The 20,012-nt window shown below is 72.7% G+C and carries 24 protein-coding genes; 12 read left to right on the forward strand and 12 right to left on the reverse strand.

Features of this window, described 5'->3' with window-relative positions; translation table 11 throughout:
• Positions 1–454 precede the first annotated feature (454 nt).
• The 3 genes from CHF16_RS41940 to CHF16_RS26505 all read right to left on the reverse strand — a co-directional run bounded on the left by CHF16_RS41940 (position 455) and on the right by CHF16_RS26505 (position 1,242).
• Positions 455–556, reverse strand: coding sequence for a DUF397 domain-containing protein (locus tag CHF16_RS41940; RefSeq protein WP_089328857.1), 102 nt, complete (start codon positions 554–556; stop codon positions 455–457).
• Positions 557–619: 63 nt separating this feature from the next.
• Positions 620–1,015 (reverse strand): DUF5753 domain-containing protein, encoded by a 396-nt coding sequence (locus CHF16_RS26500; protein ID WP_089328858.1) that lies wholly within the window; start codon positions 1,013–1,015, stop codon positions 620–622.
• On the reverse strand, positions 1,000–1,242 hold the full coding sequence (locus CHF16_RS26505) for a helix-turn-helix domain-containing protein (RefSeq protein ID WP_179271709.1): 243 nt from the start codon (positions 1,240–1,242) through the stop codon (positions 1,000–1,002). Before CHF16_RS26505 ends, CHF16_RS26500 begins: the two co-directional genes overlap by 16 nt.
• Positions 1,243–1,269: 27 nt before the next feature.
• Here CHF16_RS26505 and CHF16_RS26510 point away from each other — a divergent pair, with 27 nt between their 5' ends.
• A complete protein-coding gene (locus tag CHF16_RS26510; protein ID WP_143228132.1) occupies positions 1,270–1,671 on the forward strand; it encodes an ATP-binding protein in 402 nt (133 codons plus the stop codon).
• Between the two features lie 6 nt (positions 1,672–1,677).
• On the opposite strand, the gene CHF16_RS26515 is transcribed toward CHF16_RS26510, so the two are convergent.
• Complete coding sequence (locus tag CHF16_RS26515; protein ID WP_179271710.1) at positions 1,678–2,331, reverse strand: TetR/AcrR family transcriptional regulator; 654 nt, start codon at positions 2,329–2,331, stop codon at positions 1,678–1,680.
• Positions 2,332–2,446: 115 nt separating this feature from the next.
• On the opposite strand from CHF16_RS26515, the gene CHF16_RS26520 reads away from it, so the two are divergent.
• Positions 2,447–3,790: a cytochrome P450 gene (locus tag CHF16_RS26520; RefSeq protein ID WP_179271711.1), complete on the forward strand. Its 1,344-nt coding sequence runs from the start codon at positions 2,447–2,449 to the stop codon at positions 3,788–3,790.
• A gap of 64 nt (positions 3,791–3,854) precedes the next feature.
• Here the strand turns inward: CHF16_RS26520 and CHF16_RS26525 are convergent, their stop codons facing one another.
• Complete coding sequence (locus CHF16_RS26525; RefSeq protein ID WP_143228133.1) at positions 3,855–5,735, reverse strand: protein-arginine deiminase family protein; 1,881 nt, start codon at positions 5,733–5,735, stop codon at positions 3,855–3,857.
• Between CHF16_RS26525 and CHF16_RS26530 the strand changes: the two genes are divergently transcribed.
• From CHF16_RS26530 to CHF16_RS26550, 5 genes are all read left to right on the forward strand, one after another.
• Positions 5,724–6,941 (forward strand): sensor histidine kinase, encoded by a 1,218-nt coding sequence (locus tag CHF16_RS26530; RefSeq protein WP_143228134.1) that lies wholly within the window; start codon positions 5,724–5,726, stop codon positions 6,939–6,941. The genes CHF16_RS26525 and CHF16_RS26530 overlap by 12 nt on opposite strands.
• On the forward strand, positions 6,938–7,579 hold the full coding sequence (locus tag CHF16_RS26535) for a response regulator (RefSeq protein WP_089328864.1): 642 nt from the start codon (positions 6,938–6,940) through the stop codon (positions 7,577–7,579). The genes CHF16_RS26530 and CHF16_RS26535 overlap by 4 nt, the downstream gene beginning before the upstream one ends.
• Before the next feature lie 78 nt (positions 7,580–7,657).
• Positions 7,658–8,143, forward strand: coding sequence for a helix-turn-helix domain-containing protein (locus CHF16_RS26540; protein WP_089328865.1), 486 nt, complete (start codon positions 7,658–7,660; stop codon positions 8,141–8,143).
• Positions 8,136–8,504, forward strand: a complete 369-nt coding sequence (locus tag CHF16_RS26545; RefSeq protein WP_089328866.1) for a DUF4180 domain-containing protein — start codon at positions 8,136–8,138, stop codon at positions 8,502–8,504. Before CHF16_RS26540 ends, CHF16_RS26545 begins: the two co-directional genes overlap by 8 nt.
• On the forward strand, positions 8,501–9,334 hold the full coding sequence (locus tag CHF16_RS26550) for an alpha/beta fold hydrolase (RefSeq protein ID WP_089328867.1): 834 nt from the start codon (positions 8,501–8,503) through the stop codon (positions 9,332–9,334). The genes CHF16_RS26545 and CHF16_RS26550 overlap by 4 nt, the downstream gene beginning before the upstream one ends.
• A 159-nt stretch (positions 9,335–9,493) precedes the next feature.
• On the opposite strand, the gene CHF16_RS26555 is transcribed toward CHF16_RS26550, so the two are convergent.
• The 4 genes from CHF16_RS26555 to CHF16_RS26570 form a co-directional block, all read right to left on the reverse strand.
• The gene (locus CHF16_RS26555) at positions 9,494–10,141 is read right to left on the reverse strand and encodes a DUF1990 family protein (protein ID WP_089328868.1); all 648 of its coding nucleotides are present in this window, start codon (positions 10,139–10,141) and stop codon (positions 9,494–9,496) included.
• Complete coding sequence (locus tag CHF16_RS26560) at positions 10,138–11,544, reverse strand: DUF1990 family protein (RefSeq protein WP_089328869.1); 1,407 nt, start codon at positions 11,542–11,544, stop codon at positions 10,138–10,140. Before CHF16_RS26560 ends, CHF16_RS26555 begins: the two co-directional genes overlap by 4 nt.
• A 182-nt stretch (positions 11,545–11,726) precedes the next feature.
• Entirely contained in the window at positions 11,727–12,038 is a 312-nt protein-coding gene (locus tag CHF16_RS26565; protein WP_089328870.1) for a MerR family transcriptional regulator, read from the reverse strand.
• 99 nt (positions 12,039–12,137) lie between these two features.
• Entirely contained in the window at positions 12,138–12,575 is a 438-nt protein-coding gene (locus CHF16_RS26570; RefSeq protein ID WP_089328871.1) for an Hsp20/alpha crystallin family protein, read from the reverse strand.
• Between the two features lie 218 nt (positions 12,576–12,793).
• On the opposite strand from CHF16_RS26570, the gene CHF16_RS26575 reads away from it, so the two are divergent.
• From CHF16_RS26575 to CHF16_RS26585, 3 genes are all read left to right on the forward strand, one after another.
• Positions 12,794–13,300, forward strand: a complete 507-nt coding sequence (locus tag CHF16_RS26575) for a GAF domain-containing protein (RefSeq protein ID WP_179271712.1) — start codon at positions 12,794–12,796, stop codon at positions 13,298–13,300.
• A 57-nt stretch (positions 13,301–13,357) separates the two neighbouring features.
• A complete protein-coding gene (locus CHF16_RS26580) occupies positions 13,358–14,047 on the forward strand; it encodes a GAF and ANTAR domain-containing protein (protein WP_281259397.1) in 690 nt (229 codons plus the stop codon).
• 124 nt (positions 14,048–14,171) lie between these two features.
• Entirely contained in the window at positions 14,172–14,669 is a 498-nt protein-coding gene (locus CHF16_RS26585) for an STAS domain-containing protein (protein WP_179271713.1), read from the forward strand.
• A gap of 52 nt (positions 14,670–14,721) precedes the next feature.
• On the opposite strand, the gene CHF16_RS26590 is transcribed toward CHF16_RS26585, so the two are convergent.
• A complete protein-coding gene (locus tag CHF16_RS26590; protein ID WP_245869248.1) occupies positions 14,722–15,063 on the reverse strand; it encodes an MmcQ/YjbR family DNA-binding protein in 342 nt (113 codons plus the stop codon).
• Between the two features lie 25 nt (positions 15,064–15,088).
• Positions 15,089–15,913: an SAM-dependent methyltransferase gene (locus tag CHF16_RS26595; RefSeq protein WP_089328874.1), complete on the reverse strand. Its 825-nt coding sequence runs from the start codon at positions 15,911–15,913 to the stop codon at positions 15,089–15,091.
• Between the two features lie 193 nt (positions 15,914–16,106).
• On the opposite strand from CHF16_RS26595, the gene CHF16_RS40970 reads away from it, so the two are divergent.
• Together CHF16_RS40970 and CHF16_RS26605 are read left to right on the forward strand one after the other, a co-directional pair.
• Positions 16,107–18,764: an MFS transporter gene (locus tag CHF16_RS40970; RefSeq protein ID WP_089328875.1), complete on the forward strand. Its 2,658-nt coding sequence runs from the start codon at positions 16,107–16,109 to the stop codon at positions 18,762–18,764.
• A 3-nt stretch (positions 18,765–18,767) separates the two neighbouring features.
• On the forward strand, positions 18,768–19,013 hold the full coding sequence (locus CHF16_RS26605) for a hypothetical protein (RefSeq protein WP_089328876.1): 246 nt from the start codon (positions 18,768–18,770) through the stop codon (positions 19,011–19,013).
• 94 nt (positions 19,014–19,107) lie between these two features.
• Here the strand turns inward: CHF16_RS26605 and CHF16_RS26610 are convergent, their stop codons facing one another.
• The gene (locus CHF16_RS26610; RefSeq protein WP_089328877.1) at positions 19,108–19,941 is read right to left on the reverse strand and encodes an MBL fold metallo-hydrolase; all 834 of its coding nucleotides are present in this window, start codon (positions 19,939–19,941) and stop codon (positions 19,108–19,110) included.
• Positions 19,942–20,012 lie beyond the last annotated feature (71 nt).

Genomic DNA, 20,012 nt, shown 5'->3' on the forward strand with positions numbered 1-20,012 from the left:
CAAGCTCCGCTGCAGCCCCAGCAAGGCCGGCCACCTGGTCAAGGCCATCGCCGTCCTACAGAACTACGAGGTCACCCGAGGATGAAAAAGGGTCACGGTCACCCAAGCTGAGACGGGCACTGCGAAAGGCGACCAGAACGGGGCCGCACCTGTTGGTGCTGGACGGCACGCTCTCCGCCGCGACCGTTTGCGGGTCAATCGGCCGTACTGTTCGGCCGAGCGCCGCTGCCATGGAATGAACGTGCAGGTTATATCGCTGGCCCCGGCAGAGTGATCATGTGGGGATCGGGGGTGATTCCTGGTCGTGGGACTCGACCGCCGTGCGCGTGTGTCTACAGAACTACGAAGCCACCCGAGGACAAAGGGGGCGGGTGCTGTCGGCGACGGACTGCACGACGATCCGCAGCGCTGTGCGAGTCAGTAGGAGGACAGGCCCGTCCGGGTCCTTGCTGTCTCATACCGCCACCGCGCCGGCCACGTTCGTTGGCTCGACGCAGTCACCGCCGTTGGAGCCGCTGTGGGTGCTTCGGCGCCAGGTGAGTTTGTCCAGGAGCATGGCGCCAGTGTCGGACGTGAGGATGAGCTTGTCAGTGGGCGTGCTCGCCTGGCTGGGCTTGCCTCAGGGGGAGGTCGACGGGCTCGGGCCTTGCCTGGGGGTAAGGGGACGCCAGGTCGCGAATGGTGATGTTGGGCTCTCGCTTAGCGAGACGAGGTGTTCGATCTGCTCTCGCATCACCTCGGGCGAGCCCACCAGGTGGGTGAGTACCCCGTCGCTCAGGAGCGCGGTCAGCGCCGTCGGGGGCGCGTCCGTCCGGGTGAGGATGATCTGGCGTGCCATGCGGGCCTCGACGGCTTCGTCCGAGCTAAGAAACGCGTGTGCGTAGGCGGGAGTCTGCAGAAGACCAGGGACGATCGTGTGTTGCCAAGTGACCAGTTCTGCGGCTTCCGACTCCTGCTGCGGCCAGTCGAACCAGATGGAGACCGGGTGACCGTCCTCGTTCAGGTCCTCCCACAAGCTGATGAGGGAACCCCCGCTTCCAGGTAGTCGTCCACGGCAATCACGAAAGATCGCGTTGCACGCTTCTTTCCGGTCTCGATGCGGCTGACCTGGGAGCCGCTCACTTTGGTCAGATGGGCGATGGTCTCCTGGTTGACGTCCTTGGCTTCCCGCAACCGGCGCATCTGGCGGCCGAAGGCGACGAGGGCGGGCGATTCTCGGGGGCGCTGGCGTCGCGGGGGCATGGTTGTACCTCTCGGCGAGGTCATGGGATGGGCGGCGGAGAACGAGATGGTGGTGAAGCGGGCCCCGAGGTCGTCGCGGAGGTGCGGCGGTTCGTGCGGCGGTTCGTGTGGCTGGTCGCCGGTCAGTACGGCATGGACGATTTCGTGCCGTGCCTGGTGGCCAGTGAGCTGGCCACCAACGCTCTCCAGCACGCGGCGTCCGTGTCCGGCGACGACGTGGTCCTGCGGTTGAGTCGCACCGAGGACGACGCGCTGTGGCTGGAGGTCCAGGACGCCTCCTGCGGCCTGCCGCACATGCTGGCGGCCGACGCGCCCAGCGAGACCGGTCGCGGCCTCTTCATCGTCGACCGGTACGCCCGCTGCTGGGAAATCCGCGACCTGGCGGGCAACGCCGGCAAGGTCGTGTTCGCCGTCATCGACCGCGCCTGAACGGGGTCAGTGGAGGCGGTTGTGGAGGGGGGTGGCGAGTTCGGTGGTGCTCAGGATCAGGGCGACCGTGTAGTTGGTCAGGTGGTCGCGGTCGATGTCGAGGTCGCCGCGGAACCAGGTGGTGAACAGGTCCCACAGGCCGGCGGTGAGGGTCAGGCCGGTGAGTTCCAGGTCGGTGTCGGGGAGCAGGACCTGGTCGAGGGTCGCGTGGGTCTCGGCGGCGAAGATCGCGGCGAGGGTGCGGACGATCTCGATGCGGCGCTGCTGGAGCGGCGGTGAGGCCGGGAACGCGTGGGTGAGGATGTGCGCGCGGCGCGGGTCGTCGGTGAGGAAGTCGAGGACGGCGGTCACCGCGGCGCGGGTCCGGGCCTGCGGCTCGCGGGGCGCCCGGTGGGCCGCCGACAGGATCGCGTCGGTGCCCTGGGCGACCTGGTCGTCGACGACCGCGAGGACCAGGGCGTCCCGGTCCGGGAAGTTCTCGTAGAAGTAGCGGTCGTTGAGACCGGCCTCCGCGCACACCTTCCGGACGGTCGTGGCGGCCAGCCCTTCCGTGCCCAGCAGTTGCAGCCCGGCCGCGAGCAGTGCGGTGCGGCGGCGGGCGCGGCGCTGGTCGGCGGGGACGCCGCCGTACGGGCGCGCGGGGGCGGGCTCGGAGGTCACAGCCCAGATTGTGCCCCATCCCTTGACTTCACCCCCAGATCTGGGGACGCTGAACACCAGATATCTGGTGTGACGCTTCACCAGAATCTCGGACGAGACGGGAGCGTGAGGTCCGGTGGCCACAGAGACCCCCCGAAAGCTGACGCCGGCGGACATCGACCTGAGCGACCTCCGCTTCTGGACCCGCCCCCTCCACGAGCGCGCGGAGGCGTTCGCGGTCCTGCGCGCCCAGCCGAAGCCGGTCTTCCTCGTCCTGCCGAAGCTGCCCTTCCTCCCGCAGAGCCCGGGGTCCTGGGCGCTGACCCACCACGCCGAGGTGACGGAGGCCAGCCGCCACCCCGAGGTGTTCAGCAGCGAGCCCAGCGCCACCAGCCCGGCCGACATGCCGCGCTGGATGGACAAGTACTTCAACTCGATGATCGACATGGACGATCCGCGGCACGCCAAGATCCGCCGGATCGTGTCGCGGGCGTTCACCCCGAAGATGCTCGCCAAGGCCGAGGACGACATCGCCAAGCGCGCCGCCCGGATCGTGGACGAGCTGATCGAGGCGGGCGGCGGCGACTTCGTGTCGCAGTGCGCGGCGCGGCTGCCGGTCGAGGTCATCTGCGACATGCTCGGCATCCCCGTCGAGCACCACCGCCGGGTCGTGGAGTGGACGAACATCATCGTCGGCTACAGCGACCCCGAGTACGTGGGCGCCGCCTTCGAGTACGGCGAGCGCGGTCCGAAGATCGGCAAGCTCGCCACGATGCGGATGCTGGGCACGATCGCGTCGGCGGGGTGGCGGCTGCACCGGCTGGCGTTCAAGCTCGGGCGGGAGCGCCGGGCCAATCCCACCGACGACCTGACCTCGGCGCTGGTGAACGCCAACCTCGACGGCGAGCGGCTGAGCCCCCGCGAGTTCGCCGCCTTCTTCCTGCTGCTCGTCGTCGCCGGGAACGAGACCACGCGCAACGCGATCGCGCACGGCCTGAAGCTGTTCACCGAGCATCCCGACCAGCGCGAACTCCTCCTGGAGGACTTCGAGGGACGCATCGGCGGGGCCATCGAGGAGATCGTCCGGTACAGCAGCCCCGTCATCTTCATGCGCCGCAACCTGACGCGCGACTACGAGATGAACGGCCACACCTACCGCAAGGGCGAGCGGGTGACGCTGTTCTACTGGTCGGCGAACCGGGACGAGGCGGTCTTCACCGATCCCGACCGCTTCGACATCCTCCGCTCGCCGAACCCGCACGTCGGCTTCGGCGGGCCCGGTCCGCACTTCTGCCTCGGCGCCAACCTGGCCCGGCGCGAGATCGCCGTGATGTTCCGCGAGCTGTTCACGCGCCTGCCGGACATCGCCGCCGGCGAGCCCGACCGCCTGATGTCCGGCTTCATCAACGGCTACAAGCGCATGCCCTGCACCTTCACCCCGCCCGCCGCCCGTGAGGCGGCGAGCAGCGGCACGGCCTGACGGCAGCGACACGGTCTGACGCCAGCGGCACGGCCTGACGGCAGCGGCACGGCCTGACGGCGGGTCAGCGGGTGCGCCACCAAGGGGTGGTGCCGCTCAGGTTGCGCTGGACGTTCGTGACGCAGTGGATGTCCCCTCCAGCCGTGCCGACGTAGTGCGAGTAGTCCCAGTCCTCTATCCAGTGGACGCGGACGCCCGCACCGCGTAGTGCCTGCTCGGTGGCGCGCTGGAAGACGTCCTGCCCGCCCTGCCGCGGCCCGTGCTGGACGGGGGCCAAGTATCCGCCGGTGCCCGTGCTGATGCCGTTGGCGGCGTCCGGCAGGTAGGTGACGGTCAGGTCCTTGCGCGGATAGTCGCCGGGCAGGTCGAGCTTGATGAACAGCGCCGGGACGCGGATGACGTCGCGTTCGGTGATCCCGGCCTTGTCGCGGAACTGCCGCAGCGCCCGGTCGACGCCCGCCGCCGCGATGCGGGTGCCGTCCACCAGGTCCGGCTTGCGGAGGGCCTGGGCGACCGTGAGGCCGGGGAACTGCGTGTTGGACGGGACGACGCCCTGGACCAGCCGCTGCCCTCCGCCACCGGTGGCGGCGACCTTCTCCAGCAGGTCCATGCCCATCCGCGGATCCGCGACGACCATCGCCCACCCCTTACGCCCGCGCCGGGGGACGAAGTGCATGAACTCGTCGATGTGGCCCACGCCGAGCCAGCTCGTGTCGACGGCGATCGGGTCCTGGTAGCCCTGCGCCTCCAGCATCCGCGTGAACGTCCTGTCGGGGGCGAACTTGCCCTCGGCGCCGTAGACGATCCGGCCCGTGCGGTACTTGCCGTAGGGCGGGATCGTCCCGACGTTGCCGCTCGAACTGGCCGAGCCGTAGTACAGGTTGTCGTCGGGCCGGTCGACGGCCGCGGCGTCGAACTGCTGGATCCCCGCGACGCCCGGTCCGCGCATCAGGGTGAACACCGGGCGGGACGCGTCCCGCAGCGGGCGGTCGCGGGCCGGGAAGTCGGGGGTGACGGCCGGGGACCTGAGGTTCACCACGATGCGGTGCTCCCTGCCGCCCGGCCCCGGCGTGGACGCGTACCCGGCCTTGTACATGTCGCCCATCCACTGGTCGCCCCCGGCCGGGGACTCGATGAACGGCTTGCGCAGTCCCTCCGCGTCCAGTGCCCGCCGCAGGTCGCGCCGGTACGCCTCCTGACCCTTGACGGGCTTGTCGGGCGCGCTGCCCTTCTCCAGCGTGACGGGAGCCTTCGGGTTCGCCACGACCGCGCGGTCCAGGGGGAGGAGGTCGTGCTGGAAGAGGACCGGCGCGACGCGCAGCCGGACCTTGTCGGACCGGGTCCGGCCGCCGTCGTCGACCGTCAGCGTGAGGTCGCTGAACCCGGACCACGCGGCCGGGTCGCGGACGGCGTCGCGGGCCTCGACGGCGAGCCGCACGCCGCGCCGCAGCTCGTCCGCGCCGATCGCGCCGTCCGCGCCGAGTGCCGTGAGGCGCCCGCCGCGCCGCACGAAGATCCGCACCTTGGTCCACGACCGGGCGTCGGGCAGCAGCGTCGCCCGCGCGGAACCGGACACCCCCTTCATCGCCGGGATCTCCACCGGCGCCAGGTCGGCGGCGTCGGCGGCGCCGTTCACCACCGCGTCGGACGCGTCGTTGCACGCCGCCAGCGCCGCGTCGGTGAGCCGCTTGCCGTCCTTCCCGGCCGCCGGGCAGCGGGACGCGTCGTCGTCGAGGTTAGGCAGCATGATCGCGCCGCGGGCGGCCGTCCACGCTCCGCGCCCGGCGTCGTCGGCGGGCGACAGCCGCCCGTCGCGGTTCGTGTCGGCGCGCAGCAGCGCCGTGCCGGACGAGAGCGCGGCCTCGGCCGTGAGCCCGCAGCCCGCGAGGCAGGCCACCGAGGCCGCGGCCAGCCCGGCTCGTACGATTCGCTTGTGATCGTTCATGGAGAAGAGCCTGCTGATCACGGCCCCCTCCGGGCATCGACCGTTCGGCAGATCTTCCCGGCGGGCTCCTCGCCCGTTCGGCAGAGGCGCCCGCGCGCCGTCGCGGCCGGAGCGGCGCTCGCCGTGCTCGCGGTGGCCGCCGCCGCGGGCACCCCGGACGCCGGGCCGCTGATCACCCTTCCGGCGTGGCTGGCCGGTGCCGCGCTCGTCCTCATGCTCGCGTTCCCGGACGCCCGGCCGGGCGCGGTCGCGGGCGCGGCCGGAGCGGCCTCGCTGGCCGCGACCCTGGCCTACCGGGGGCCGGCCGGCAACCGGACGGCCGGCTGGTGGCTGGCCGAGACCGCCGCGGCGGTGGTCGTCCTGCACCTGGTGGTGCGACGCGCGGAGGCCCGTCCCGCCGTGCTCGCCGGGACGGTGGTCGCCGCCGCCGTGACCGCGCTCCCGCTGCGGCTGACGCTGCACGTCGTCCCGCCCGCGAGCGCGCGCGGCGCGCTGCTCGGCTGCCTGCTCTGCGGGCTCGGCGCGGCGGTCGCCGCCGGCACCGGGCTGTACCTGCGGTCGCTGGACGCGCGGCGGTCCCGCGCGGTGGCCGAGGCGCGGCGCGCGCAGCGCCTCGATCTGGCGCGCGACCTGCACGACTTCGTCGCGCACGAGGTCGGCGGGATGATCGTCCAGGCGCAGGCCGCCCAGGTCGGCGGCGACACCGCGGCGGCGCTCAAGCGGATCGAGGCGGCCGGAGCGCGGGCGATGGCCTCCCTGGACCGCACCGTCCACATGCTCCACGACGACGGTCCCCGCGACGACCCGCACGGCCTGGACGAACTGCCCGGACTCGTGGACGGGTTCAGCGCGCCGGGCGGCCCCCGCGTCCGGCTCGCGATGGACGACGTCGCCCCACCTCCCGAGGTCTCGGCGACGGCGTACCGGCTGGTCGTCGAGGCCCTGACGAACGTCCGGCGGCACGCGCGCGGCGCGGCCTCCGTCGACGTCTCGGTCAGCGCGACCGGCTCCGCCCTGCGCGTCGCCGTCACCGACGACGCCCCCAGGGCCCGCGCCGGCCTGCTCCGGGAACGGCGTCGCGGCGGACTCGGGCTCGCCGGGCTCGCCGAGCGCGTCGAGGCCCTCGGCGGCGACTTCGGCGCGGGTCCCGCGGGCGATCGAGGCTGGCGGGTGGTCGCGCTGCTCCCACTACGATCGCGGCCATGACCACTCGGATCGTCATCGCCGACGATCAGGACGACGTCCGCGGCGGCTTCCGCATCATCCTGGACGCCCAGCCGGACATGGCGGTGGTCGGGGAGGCCGCCGACGGCGCGGCGGCCGTCGAGCTGGCCCGGCGCCTGCGCCCGGACGTCGTCCTCGCGGACATCCGGATGCCCCGGATGGACGGCCTGGAGGTCACCCGGCTGCTCGCCGGCCCCGGCGTGCCCGACCCGCTCCGCGTCATCGTCGTCACCACCTTCGACCTCGACGAGTACGTGCACACCGCCCTGCGCGACGGCGCCTGCGGCTTCCTGCTGAAGCGCTCCGGTCCCGCGCTCCTGGTCGAGGGCGTCCGCGCCGCCGCGGCGGGGGACGCGCTGATCAGCCCCGCGATCACGACCCGGCTGCTGCGCCGCTTCACCCCGTCCCGCCCGCGCGCCGACGACGGGCGCCTCACCGGCCGGGAGGCCGAGGTCGCGACCCTCGTCGCGCGGGGCCGCACCAACGCGGAGATCGCCGCCGAGCTGTCCATCGCGCCCGGCACCGCCAAGACCCACGTCGCGAGCATCCAGCGGAAGCTGGGCGTCCGGAACCGCGTCGAGATCGCCGCCTGGGCCTGGCAGACCGGGCGCGTCCGCTGAGGGACCCACGGGCCCGAGTCGCTCCCCGCTGTTTTTCAAAGTTCCCTATTGTTCCCTCGTGGCGTATGTTGGGGAACGATGGATGACAAATTGTACTCGGTCGACGAGGTCGCCGACCTTCTCGGGCTCCATGCGCGGACGGTGCGGCGGTACATCCGGGAAGGGCGGCTCAAGGCCGTCCGGATCGGCAAGCAGTACCGGATCGGACGCCGCGACCTGGAGGAGCTGACCGGAGACCCGGAACCCGGCGGACGGTCCGGCGTGCAGGTCGAGGTGTCGAGCATCGTGCAGGTCGACGGCGTCGACCGGCACATGGCCGACCGCCTCGGCACCTTCGTGGTGAGCGCCGCGCAGAGCGGGCCCGCCCCAGGGAGGCCGGTGCACATCCAGGTCGTCCACGACGAGGAAGGGCAGCGCATGAAGATCGTGCTGCTCGGTGGCGCGGCCGCGACGGCCGAGGTGCTGCGGTTGATCGACGCCTTGCTCGGTGAGGGCGGCGGGCTCGGTCAGGGCGGCGGGCTCGGTGGGGGCGGCGGGCTCGGTCAGGAGGCCGGCGATGAGTGACGCGGTGCAGGAGCGGTCCGGGGTCCAGGTCCTGGTCTGCGACCCGGACGGGCCGCCGATCGCGACCATGGAGGACGGGCTCGACCTGATCGGCGCGACCTTCCTCGGCGCCGAGGTGGTGGCGGTGCCCGCGACCCGGCTGGACGCGCGCTTCTTCTCGCTGGGCTCCCGGTTCGCGGGCGACCTCATGCAGAAGTTCGTCCAGTACGGGGTGAGGCTCGCGGTCGTCGGCGACATCTCCGCGCACATGGCGGAGAGCTCGGCGCTGCGCGCCCTGGTGCGCGAGTCGAACAGGTCCGCCCACGTGTGGTTCGTCCCGGACCTGGAGGCCCTAGACGCGCGCCTGGCCGGCGCGTCGTGAGCGCGATCTACAAGTCGGAAGCGGGGCGGCGGGAACTGCTCGGCCACTACCGGCGGGCGCTGGACGCCTGGCCGGTGCCCGCCGAGGAGGTCAGGGTGCCGACCCGCGAGGGGGAGACCTTCGTGCTGGTCTCCGGACCTCCGGACGCGCCGCCGCTGGTGCTGCTGCACGGCTCGGGAGCGAACGCGGTCATGTGGCGGGACGACGTCGCGGTGTGGTCGCGGCACTTCCGCACGCATGCCGTGGACCTCGTCGGCGAGCCGGGGCTGAGCGCGCCCTCCCGTCCCGTCCTCGGCACCGGCGCGGTCGCGCTGTGGCTGGACGACGTGCTCGACGGGCTCGGCATCGCGGGCGCGGCGGTCGTCGGCACATCGCTCGGGGGGTGGACGGCGATCGACTACGCCGTCCGGCGGCCGGAACGCGTGACCCGCCTGGCGCTGGTGTGCCCCGGCGGGGTGGGGCGGCAGAAGATCGGGTGGCTGTTCACGACGCTGGCGGCCCGCGCGTTCCGCCGCGGCGGGTTGCGCGAGTCGGCGATGACCGTCACGGGCCTCGGTGCGGACAGCGAGGTGCTCGACGCCGTCGTCCTGACGTTCACGTACTTCAACCCGCGCAGGGAGAGGCTCCCGGTGTTCCCCGACGACGCGCTGCGCGGTCTCCCCATGCCGGTGCTCGTCATCGTCGGCGGACGGGACGCGATGTTCGACTCGCGGCAGACCGCGCGGCGCGTCCACGAACTCGTCCCGCGGTCGACGGTGAGGATGCTCCCGGACATCGGCCACGCCGTCTTCGGGCAGGCCGGGACGATCGACGAGTTCCTCCGAGGATGACGCCCCCGCGCGCCGTCAGGAGGCCGGGCGCCGTCAGGAGGCCGGGCGGTGTCAGGAGGCCGGGCGGTGTCAGGAGGCCGGGCGGTGTCAGGAGGCCGGGCGGTGTCAGGAGGCCGGGCGGTGTCAGGAGGCTGGGTGGTGTCAGGAGGCCGGGCGCCGTCAGGAGGACGGGGTGCGGTCGGCGGTGAGGGCGGCGGTGGTCAGGGTCTTCATGCGCAGGCAGGCGCGGTCGTAGAACTTGAGCTGGGTGCGGCGGCCGAAGAGGCGGAAGCCGAGGCGCTCGACGGGGTGCGGTTCGACGGCCCGCTGCGAGAACGCGTGGATGTGGAAGTCCACCTCGCCGGTGTCGAGCCACTTGCGCACCTCCTGGTCCATCTGGCCGCGTTCGAGGTGCCCCTTCAGCGTGCGGTAGTTCCAGCCGTAGACGCGGACCTGGCGTCCGTCCAGGTCGACGGTCTCGTCGATGACGTCGCCGACGCGGACGCCGAGGTAGAAGCGCAGGCCGTAGAAGTGGCCTTCGAGCAGCATGTTCCGGCCCGGTTCGGGCGGGCCGGAACCGCCGATCCGCCGGATGATGGACGGGTCCGCGTACTCGTAGTTCTGCACGAGCAGCCGGGCGATCTGCCAGCTACCGCCGGGCTGCGGCGGGCCGGGCGGCTCCGGCGGGAGCGGCTGCCGGTAGTCGTCGACGGTCCAGCCGCTCTCGGGCTCGTGCACGTCGTGCTGGGACGGGTCGAAGTTCAGGGGAAGGCGGTGCAGGCGCGCTTGCAGCCGCGCCCTGCGCAGCGGCCGTGCCCTGGGGATCATCGCGGCGCCTCGCGGTCCCGGCGCCTGCGCGAGACCCGCTGGACGGCGGCGTACGTCGGGCCGCGGACCTGCTGGAACACCCCCGCGGGCACCAGGCCCTCCACGGGGTTCTGGGCGGGGTTGAAGCGCCTGGGGGAGGTCGGGGCGAGCCCCAGCAGCCGGAGTTCCCCGAACCGTTCCCAGCGGCCGAGCTCGGTCGCCACCAGCAGGGTCAGCGAGAACGGCCCGTCCCGCACGGCGCGGTCGAGGGAGCGGAGGTCGGCCGGGACGGACGGCGAGTGGTACGCGGCCGCGCCGAGGAGCAGCCGCCGGTCGCCGGCCCGGTACGGGAGCAGCGAGCCGTAGAAGGCGGGGCTCCACACGGCCTTCAGGTGGAGGAGGCGGCGGCCGAGCAGGGTGTGCCCGGTCGTGGCGAGCAGCAGTTCCGCGTCGGCGCCCGACGGCTGCCGCCACCGCAGCGCCATGCCGAGGATGTCCGGCAGGACGGTCGGCAGGCCCATCGCGCGGGAGAACCGCACCTCGGCCGGCAGCTCCGTGCGCTCGTCCAGGAAGGGGACTCCCCAGTACTGGGACGTCCCGTGCAGCATCAGCGTGGCGTCGAAGAGGAGCCCCTCGGGATGCAGCGGCCGGCTCCGCACGCGCGCCGCGAGGGCGAAGGGGTACTTGAACGCGGCGGTGACCGCGCGGGTGGGCAGGGCGTCCCCGCCGCCGGAGCCGCTCGCCCGTTCCGTCTCGACCTCGACTTGGCCGACCATCCGTCCGCCGGACAGCTCGGCGACCCGCCCGCAGAAGTGCGCCCACATGTGGAGCTGCATCTCCTTCGCGAGGCCGAGCTTCTCGTAGAGGACCGCCGCCAGCCGCTCCCCGCTGCGCGCCCACGACTCGATCGTGAACACGAGGTCGTCGCCGTCCGGGGCCCGCTCCGCGCGGAACTCGATCTCCCCGGCCTCCAGATGGCCGCGCAGCGTCGCGAACCGGAACGACACCGGCGTGCGCTCCACGACCCGGACCGGGCAGTTCCACGGCCCCGGCATGTGGACGACGTACTCGTCCTCCTTCTCCAGCGGCTGGGCGGCCCCGGCCGTCTTGTCGAAGACGGCGACCTCGACCGGCGAGGCCGCGTTGAGGTCCTCGCACAGCCGGGTGATCAGCTCCTCCGGGCCGAGCGGGCTGCCGGCGATCCGGATCGTGTAGCGCCGCTGGAAGACCGAGCCGACGCCCTGCCGCGCGTCCTGCACCTCGTCGCCGGGGCGGCGCGGGATCCGCCTGACCTCGTCGACCGCCTCGGTGCGGAGCCGCCGTCGGCGCACCCGGCGGGACGTCCGGAGCCAGCGCCACGCCGCGAGCCCCATGCCCACCGGCCAGCGCGCCGCGCGCACGCGCCGCCGCCACTGCACCCGCACAGGACGCCTCCCCCCGAAAGCCGTGCCCCCCGAAAGCCGTGCCCGCCGCCCCCGTTCGCGGTGACGGGGCCTGCCCTACCCCGTCCTGACCAGGGCGAACCCACCCCGCGGCGGGGGCGCGCGGCGCGGCCGCTCAGGCTCCGCGGCGTTCAGGTGTCGCGACGCTCAGGCTTCGCGGCCGCTCAGGCTTCGCGGGCGGCGAGGCGGCGGGCGAGCTCGTCGCGCTCGCGCGTCACCTCGGCGAGCTCCGCCTGGAGCTCGAAGATGCGCCGGATGGCGGGCAGGGTCATGCCCTCGCCCATCAGCACGACGACCTGCTGGATGCGGCCGATCTCGTGGCGGCTGTAGCGGCGCTGCCCTCCGGCGGAGCGCCGCGGGGAGACGACCCGCTGGTCGTCGATGCGGCGCAGGAAGGCCTGCTGCACGTCGAGCATCTGCGCCACCTGCCCCACCGTGAACAGGGCGGCGTGCTCGTCATCGATCGGCAGGCGCATTGGGGGTTCCTCCTTCACCGGCTGTGCGCGGCCACCGAAAGGGCCCCGGCCCGCGCGGGGGGATGCGCGGGTCCGGGGCCGCGTTCGGATCCGTGCCGGTCAGCCCTTGATCGCCTTCCGGCCGTTCGCCTGCCGGACCGCGACCTTGCGGGGCCGGGCCTGCTCCAGGACGGGGATGCGGACGGCGAGGACGCCGTTGTCGTAGGCGGCCTCGACGCCCTCCGCGTCGAGGTGCTCCGACAGGTAGACCCGGCGGGTGAACTCGCCCATCGGCCGCTCGCGGACGAACGCCCGCTCGTCCTCGCCGAACTCCTCCTCGCGGCGCGCGGTGACCGTCAGGACCCCGCGGTCGACGGTGACCTCGATGGAGCCCGGGTCCACGCCGGGCAGGTCGAACCGGAGCACGACGTCGTCGGCGCGGCGGACGCCGTCCATGGGCATCCCGGCACCGCCGTCCACGCCGCCGAACTGGCGGAAGGCCCGGTCGAACTGCCGCTCGAACTCCTGCATGAAGGGGTCGATCGACGTCAGCAGCATGACATCACCTCCGAGGACCGCCGGCGCCCGGCCGGCGCCGGCACCTACTCCTTGCAGAAGAGGGAACTTGCAACTCCAGTTATAGGTTCCTTGCGGACGAATGTCAAGACATCAGCGGCCCTGCAACGCTCGCAAACCGTCCCGAAGCGGGTAGTGTTGGGCAAAAGTTCCGCCCTGTGTCCGCGGATCAGCATGTGATGCTGCCCGAGATGAGGAACATGGCGAACGGAATGGGCGTCGGAGTCGGCGCCCGACAGGCCGCCGGTCCGCTGGCAGGTGCGCTGCGCTCGATGGCAGTGATCTCCGGGACGGACGGCGCCGCCCTGATGCTGGCCGCGGCGCCGAGCGGATTGCGGGCGGTAGGGGGATCGTCCCCCGAAGGGCTGAACCTGCAGTACGCACAACAGAGCGTGCAGGCGGGCCCCGCCCTCGACGCCGTCTCCACCGACCGGCCGGTCGGCGTGGTCGATCTGGACGGTCACCACGACCGCCCCGGATACGCGCGGCTGGCGCTCACCGCGGCGCCCGTCAGGGCCGTCCTGGCGGTCCCGGTGCACGTCCGCGGGGACGTGGTCGGGGCGCTCAACTTCTACCGGTGCACGCCATGCACCTGGACGAAAAGGCAGATCGTGGTCGGTGAACACCTGGCCGACACCGCTGCCGACCTCCTGGTCCGTCTCGCCGCGCGTCCTGCGGCCGGTGACGGCGCCCATGGCCGGCCGTAGTGCCTCCACATCTCACCCGACCGCCGATCTCGCATTCAAGGATGTGGAGCATGATGCATATCGACACCGAAGCGCTGGTGTGCAGTCTGGAGGTTCTGCGCAAGGCGCCCGTCGACTCGGACGTGGCGCGCGCTCCAGCAGGTCGTCAGCTCGGTGGACCGGCTTTTCGGCTATGACGGCGCCGGCATCATGCTCATCGACGACTCCGAGTCGCTACTGTACGTGGCCGCCTCCGACGAGGTCGGCCGGTCCCTGGAGGAGGCCCAGGCCAGCGCCGGGCAGGGGCCCTGCTACGACACCTATGTCGAGGGCAGGTCCGTCTCCACCAAGGACGTCCGCTCCGACCCCCGCTGGCCGCAGCTCGTGGACGTGCTCGACGAGCGCGTGCGGGCGGTCGCCGGAGTGCCGCTGCTGCTGGGCGGGAGCCCGGTCGGCACGCTCAACGTCTACCGGTCCCAGCCCTACGGGTGGGACGACTCCGATTTCACCGCGCTGCACGCCTACGCCGAGCTGGTAGGGGAGCTCATGGCGGCGGCGCTCTCTTCCCGCGAGCACAGCACGACCGCGGGCCAGCTGCAGTACGCCCTGGACTACCGGGTCGTGATCGAACGCGCCATCGGCTTCCTGATGGCCACCCACAGGCTGGACACCGTCGCGGCGTTCCACCTGCTGCGCAAGCAGGCCCGCGACGCCCGTCGCCGTGTCGCCGATCTGGCCGCCGAGATCCTCGCCGAAGGAACGTCCTGAGGCCGGCGCCCCCCGAACCCGCATCTCTTTCCAGAACAACCCATTGCTCTTCCACCGCTCCGCAGCGGCCCGGCCTTGTCACCTGCCCGGTCCCGGAGAACTCACGCATGCCCTTGGAGGCTCTGTGACCACCGCAGACAGGCGCCGGCTCCCCGGCACCCGCACGACCGCACCCGACCCCCCCATCGAGACCGGCCTTCCCATCGAGACCGGCCTCGCCACCGCCGGCGGCACGCCGCTGCTGGCCGTCGGCACCCGCTTCGACGGGACGACCGTGGAGCTGCGCCTGAAGGGCGAGCTCGACGTCGCCGGTTCCGAACCGCTGCGCCGGCACATCACCACGGTGATGGCCGCGAACGACCCGCAGCTGCTGCTGCTGGACCTCTCCGAGCTGACCTTCGCCGACTCCAGCGGTCTCGCCGTGTTCGTGTGGGCCCACAAGGAGCTGAGCACGCGCGGGTGCCGGGTCCGCCTGCGCCGGCCGCGGCCCAAGGTGCTGCGCATCCTGCACGTCACCGGCCTGCACACCCGGCTGGACGTCACCGAGGTCGGCGGCCCCGACTCCGCCGCCGCGTCCGAGCCCTACAGGCGGTTCGGGGGGAACCGGCGCACCGTCCGATGAGGGCGCACCGTCCGATGAGCCGGCCCGTCCGACGAGCCGGGCCCGTCCGGGCTCACGGCGCCGGATCGAGGGTACGGGAGAGGCGTTTCGGGGCGGTGAGCCGCCACGCCTCGGTGACCAGCTCGGTCATCTCGCCGGGGCCGATCCCGGCGATCTCGACCTCCAGCCAGCCGAAGCGACCGCTGGTATAGGACGGGCGGAACACGTCCGGCTCCTCGGCGGTGAGGGCGGCCTGCTCCTCGCGGGTCGCCTTCACCAGGATGGTGCCCTCCGCCTCGTTGAGGTAGCAGAAACCCTTCCCGCGCACGCGGAAACCGGACATGCCGCCGAACGCGTCGTTCTCCACCACTTCGGGCAGCCCGTGCACGATCCGCAGAAACTCCTCGACGCTCACCCGCCCACCGTACGGGCGGGCAGTGTCAGAGTTTCCGGCCGAGGCCGCAGAACTGGTAGACCGGCTTCGGCGGCGCCTCGCCGCTGAGGACCGGGCGCCACTGCGAGCACGACACGACGCCCGGCTCCAGCAGTTCCAGGCCGGTGAAGAAGCGCTCCAGCTCCGCCTTGCTGCGCAGCCGCATCTGCGCGACCCCCGCCTGGTTGCTCATGTCGACCGCCTGCTGCGCGGCCTCGCCGTCGACCTCCCCGGACGGGTGGGCGATCGCGAGGTGGCTGCCGGACGGGACGGCGGCGACCAGCCGGTCCACGACCCGCTGCGCCTCGTCCTCGCCGGGGATGAAGTTCAGGATGCCCAGCATCATGATCGCGACCGGCTGCGAGAAGTCCAGCGTCGCCGACGCCCGCTCCAGGATGCTCTCCGGATCGCGGACGTCCGCCTCGATGTAGTCGGTGGCGCCCTCGGGGGTGGACGTCAGCAGGGCGTGCGCGTGCGTGAGCACCAGCGGGTCGTTGTCGACGTAGACGACGCGGGCCTCCGGCGCGATGCCCTGCGCGACCTCGTGGGTGTTGCCGGCCGTGGGCAGGCCCGTCCCGAGGTCCAGGAACTGGCGGATCCCGGCCTCTCCGGCCAGGTGGGCGACGGCGCGGCCGAGGAAGCCGCGGTCGGCGCGGGCCGAGGCCACGATGTCGGGGAGCACCGCCTGGATCTGGTCGCCGAGCTCCCGGTCGACGATGTAGTTGTCCTTGCCGCCGAGCCAGTAGTTCCAGACCCGCGCCGTGTGCGGGACGGAGGAGTCGATGGCCGGCCGGTCGCCGGACGGCTCGTTCGAGGGGAGGGTGCCGGTCATGCGCCGAGACTAGCGAGGCACCGCGATCCCGGCGGGGGAGAACTGTTTTGTTGCGGCATTCCGGATATCGGCAGTCCTTTTCTTGGGTTATGTGCGCTCCACCGTGCGTGGCGAGGTGTGACGACCGGGTGAGGGGTAGCCCTACCGGTGATCACGTAGGCGACCGCCGGGTCCGCTCGGAAGGGGCTTCCGCATGACCGCCGATGCACGGTTGGGCACGATCACCACGCGCGTTCCGGCGCGGATGGACCGGCTGCCGTGGTCGCGGTTCCATTGGATGATCGTCGTCGGGCTGGGGACGGTCTGGATCCTCGACGGCCTCGAGGTCACCATCGTCGGCTCCGTCGCGGCGCGGCTCACCGAGTCGGGCAGCGGCATCGAGCTGTCCCCGTCCGACATCGGGCTCGCGGCGGCGATCTACGTCGCGGGCGCGTGCCTCGGCGCGCTGTTCTTCGGCCAGCTCACCGACCGGTTCGGCCGAAAGAAGCTGTTCATCCTCACGCTGGTCGTCTACGTCCTCGCGACGGTGGCGACCGCGTTCGCCTTCGCGCCCTGGTACTTCTTCGCGTGCCGGTTCGTCACCGGGATGGGCATCGGCGGCGAGTACGCGGCGATCAACTCGGCCATCGACGAGCTGATCCCGGCCCGCGCCCGCGGCCGCGTCGACCTCGCGATCAACGGCAGCTACTGGGTGGGGTCCGCGCTCGGCGCGCTGGCCGCGCTGCTGCTGCTGGACACCTCGATCTTCCCGCAGGACCTCGGCTGGCGGCTGGCGTTCGGGATCGGCGGCGTGCTCGGCCTGGCGATCATGATCGTCCGGCGGCACGTGCCGGAGAGCCCGCGCTGGCTGTTCATCCACGGCCGGGAGGAGGACGCCGAGGCGATCGTCGACCGCATCGAGGCCGAGGTCCGCGAGGACACCGGCCAGGAGCTCGCCGAGCCGGGCGAGAGCATCACGGTGCGGCAGCGCCGGGCCATCCCGTTCCGGGAGATCGCGCAGGTCGCGGTCAAGGTCTACCCGAAGCGGGCGACGCTCGGGTTCGCGCTGTTCGTCGGGCAGGCGTTCCTCTACAACGCGGTGACGTTCGACCTCGGCACGATCCTCAGCAAGTACTTCGACGTCGCGTCCGGGGCGGTGCCGTACTTCATCGCGCTGTTCGCGGTCGGCAACTTCCTCGGCCCGCTACTGCTCGGGCGGATGTTCGACACCGTCGGCCGCAAGCCGATGATCTCCGGGACGTACTTCATGTCGGCCGCGCTGACCGTGGTCCTCGGGGTCTTCCTGGCGACCGGCGCGCTGTCGAGCTGGACGTTCATCGCGCTGGTCTCGGTGACGTTCTTCTTCGCCTCCGCCGGCGCCAGCTCCGCCTACCTGACGGTCAGCGAGATCTTCCCGATGGAGACCCGCGCGCTGGCGATCGCGTTCTTCTACGCGATCGGCACGGCCGCCGGCGGCATCACCGGCCCGCTCATCTTCGGCAACCTGATCGACAGCGGCGCCGTGGAGAAGGTCGCGATCGGCTTCTTCGTCGGTGCCGCGATCATGGCGGTGGGCGGGGTCGCGGAGCTGTTCTTCGGCGTCCGCGCCGAGCAGGCGTCGCTGGAGAACATCGCCCGGCCCCTCACCGCGGAGGCGGCGGACGGCGAACCCGTCGAGAAGGCCCCGGAGAAGGCGCCTGCGAAGGGGGCTGCGAAGGCGGCTCCGAAGGGGGCGGCTGCGAAGGCGGCGGCCGAGCGCCTGCCAGAGCGCCGCGAGGCGCTGGAGGCCCGGCGGCACGCCGAGGAGGGCCGGGCGCGCGCCGCCGAGCACCGCGCCGCAGTCCACCAGCTGCGGCCGCGCGCGGATGAGGGGGACGCCGCCGCCCTCGAACGGCTCCGCGTCGAGGAGGTCCTCGCGCAGATCGCCGAGTGGGACGCCGAGCGCCTCACCGAGGAGGCCACCGCCCACGACGAGCGGGCCGAAGCCGAGCGCACCCGCGACGACACCGAGCGCGCGAGCGCCCTCAGCCGCGCCGAGGCGGCCGAGGAGCGGGCGCGCGCGCTCCGCGAGCGGGTCGAGTCACTGGCCGCGGAGAACGAGGAGGACTCCGCGCTGCACGCGACGCTGGCCGCCGCCGCGGACGAGCGGGCACGGGCCGGCGAGCAGCGGGCGATGGCGGCCGAGACGCACGCGCGCGCCGCCGGGCTTGAAGGGAACGAGGCCGAGATCGCCCTGGAGCAGGCCGAGACCTACGCCGAGTGGGAGCGCATGCACAACGAGCTGGCGCTCGCCCACACGGCCCGCGCCGACGGCGACGAGGAGGGGGCCGCGGAGCATGAGCGGCGCGCCGCCGTCCACCGGCTGCGCGCCGAGTCCGCCGCCGACCGGATGGAGGCCGCGCAGCACCGGTCCGCCGCCGAGTCGCTGGCCGCGGAGGCGGGCACGGCCGAGCAGGCCGAGCGGGAGCGCGCCGAGGCGGCGGAGCGGGAGCGGGCGGCGCGCGAGCGCGACGAGCGGATCCGCGCCCGGCTGCTGCGCCGCGAGCGGGAGCGCCGCGCGGGGCTGCGCCGGTTCCTGCCCGGCCCAGGGCAGACCTTCTACTCGCCGGGCATGATGACCGGCCGGTCGGGTGAGTGGTCGTCCGGCGCGGACATCGCCCTGGACCGCGAGGTCAACGCCATCGCGCAGGCGCTCGCCGAGCACGGGCCGACCGGCCGCGCCCGGCTCGCCGAGATGGTCGGCGCCCGCTACTGGGGCCCCGGGCGGTTCCGCGCCGCGCTGCGCGAGGCCGTCCACGAGGGACGGGCCCGCCCCCTCGCGGGCAACGAGTACGGGCCGCCCGAGAACTCCGACGCGGACACGGAGGCGTGACCGATGAAGACCTGCCACATCTTCGGGCACGACTACCGCTTCGCCGCCGAAGGCACGACCATGCGCTGGACGTGCGTGCGCGGGTGCGGTGCCGGGGACGCGAAGGAGTACGCCACCACCTCGGAGGCGCAGCGCTACGCCCGTGCCTTCGACAAGAAGGACACCGACGACATGGGCCGCCGCGCACCGTTCATGGGTCTGTTCCCCCTGCGGATGGCGCACGCCATGCGCAAGCGGATAGGACGCTAGGACGCCTCGGCCCGCCGGCCGTTCAGGCGGTCTGAGGCTGCGTTCAGGTGGTCTGTTGGCTCAGGCCGTCTGCTGGCTCAGGCGGTCAGTTGGCTCAGGCGGTCTGCTGGCCGAAGGTGTGGGTCTGGCCCGGCCCGACGTAAGTCACCAGGTCACCGAAGCCACGGCGTTCCATCTCCTGGCGGAAGTCGTCCAGGGGTGAGCTCATGACGCCGTAGTCGTTGTAGTGGACGGGCACCGCCCGCGCGGGACGGATCGCCTCGAACAGGTCGGCGCCCTGGACGGCGTCCATCGTGACGATGAGCCCGCCGGGCAGCTTGGTGCCGCCCAGGTGCAGGACGGCGAGGTCGATGTCCCGGGCGCGGCGGGCGATCTGGTGGACGCCGTCGAACATCAGCGTGTCGCCGGTGATGTAGAGGCGGAACCGCACCTCGCCCGTGGCCGGGCCGAATTCCAGGAGACTGCCCATCACCGGGGGCAGCAGCATGCGGGCCGCACCGGGCGCGTGCCGTCCCGGCATCGAGGTGATCCGGAGCAGCGCGCCGTCCTTCACCATGGTGTGCGACTCCCAGGTGCGCAGCCCGATCGCGTGCCGGAAGCGGTGCCAGCCTTGGAGCCGCCGGGCCGCGTGCGGCGTCGTGACGATCGGCAGGCCGCGGTCGAGCTTCGCGCGGGCGACCCGGTCCCAGTGGTCGCCGTGCAGGTGGGACAGGACGACCCCGTCGAGCCGCGGCAGCTCCTCGATCCGCAGGGCGGGCTCGGTCAGCCGCCGGGACGTGAGCCCGAAACCGAGATAGGCGCGCTCCCCGCGGTGCAGGAAGTTCGGATCCGTCAGCAGCGTGAACGGCCCGCAGCGCAGCACGGTCGTGGCGTTCCCGATGAATTGCAAGGTCAGCTGGCGGAGCGCCAGGTCAGGTGCGGTCTTCATGGTCGTTCCCCCCTTTCGGCCCTTCGGCGGGTGATGCCCGGAGGCGTCCGCGCCGAACCACCTGTGGCCCC

Origin of the sequence: Actinomadura meyerae (assembly GCF_900188445.1) — a bacterium.
GTDB classification, from domain to species: Bacteria; Actinomycetota; Actinomycetes; order Streptosporangiales; family Streptosporangiaceae; genus Spirillospora; species Spirillospora meyerae.